Origin of the sequence: Arthrobacter sp. AFG20, assembly GCF_002892795.1 — a bacterium.
Classification (GTDB): domain Bacteria; phylum Actinomycetota; class Actinomycetes; order Actinomycetales; family Micrococcaceae; genus Arthrobacter.
In genome coordinates, this window is record NZ_PJMC01000043.1 from 1 (window position 1) to 1,241 (window position 1,241).

Here is a 1,241-nt window from a genome sequence, read left to right on the forward strand (position 1 = left end):
CAAACTTGGCACACTATTGAGTTCTCAAACAACAGACACACCCGGCACCACCCAAACCAACGTTCAGGATCGCTCCGGAGCAACTTTTCAAACTTACCCGGCTTCACTCCCCGATGCAAATCCGTGTTTCAGGATCCTCACCGGCTGGAAAACCAGCCCCACCACACTCAAGCGACCTCAAAAGTCACCAGATCATGGTCTTGATTTCGGGGATTTGGCCGCCCGCGGTTACCAGCTCTTCGCTGTCTCCCTCGCGGCGACTTGGAAAACATTACACCCACCCCACCCCCAAAGCAACCCGGCCAAAAGAGGCACGGACCCGCCCCGAAACCCTTGAATTGCCGCGGGTTTCGGGCACTGCGAGGCGGTCAACGGAACCACCCGGGGTCCGGATGAGTTTTATGGACCGCGTCACAATCCGGGCATCTCAGCCTGGGCCGGCAGGTATTGGCCCCGCGCATCGGGAGTCCTCCCCCCGCTCAACCGCGCGTCCAGGCTGCGGGCACGCCGCCGGCCGGCACCTTGCCTCCGCAGACACAGCCTCCACAAACCACAGCTCCGCGAAACGTCCGGGAACTTGCTGCGGTGAAGTTCCTCACCGAAGCACCTCAGGTCAGCGGCCGGGACAGCCCCGGCACCGGCATCCCGGCCCTCCCCCGGGCAGGCCTCCGGACGTGAGGGACGAAGGACCTCCAGGGCGGGTTCGCCGTGCCGCCGGCGCAGCTGCTGGCACCGCGGCCGGTTGTTGGCGCCCTGGCCGCCGGTAGCCGCCGGCGGAGGCCGAACACGTCCGGCCGGCGGCGGCTTTTAAACGGCTCAGGCCCCGACGTGGATGTCGGGGCCTGAGCCCGGTGTGAATGGTGGCTTAAATGCGGGAGAGCCCCGACCAGTGGCTGGTTGGGGCTCTCGACCGTTTTTCTAATGGTTGTCCGGCGGTGACCTACTCTCCCACACCCTCCCGGGTGCAGTACCATCGGCGCTGTGGGTCTTAGCTTCCGGGTTCGGAATGGGACCGGGCGTTTCCCCCACGCTATGACCGCCGTAACCCTGTGTCCCGTACCCCCTGGGGGGGGTGGGGAAAACTGTGGTGTTACAACATGTGGTGTTGTTATTCAGTTGTTGGTTCCGGGACCATGAAAACCCGTGGCGGGTTTGTTGGTTGGGAACCACATAGTGGACGCAAGCAGTCTTGTTTCTTTGTACCCTGCTCCATGGTGTGAACGTCTTTTGAAGGTTTCGTT

At 62.9% G+C, this 1,241-nt stretch carries 1 protein-coding gene and 1 rRNA gene; one reads left to right on the top strand and one right to left on the bottom strand.

Annotated elements, in window-relative coordinates; all coding sequences use genetic code 11:
• The coding region (locus tag CXZ05_RS23295; protein WP_219726594.1) for a hypothetical protein at positions 1-337 on the top strand (337 nt) is incomplete at its 5' end.
• 590 nt (positions 338-927) lie between these two features.
• Here the strand turns inward: CXZ05_RS23295 and rrf are convergent.
• Positions 928-1,044 (bottom strand): 5S ribosomal RNA (rrf, locus tag CXZ05_RS22665).
• Positions 1,045-1,241 lie beyond the last annotated feature (197 nt).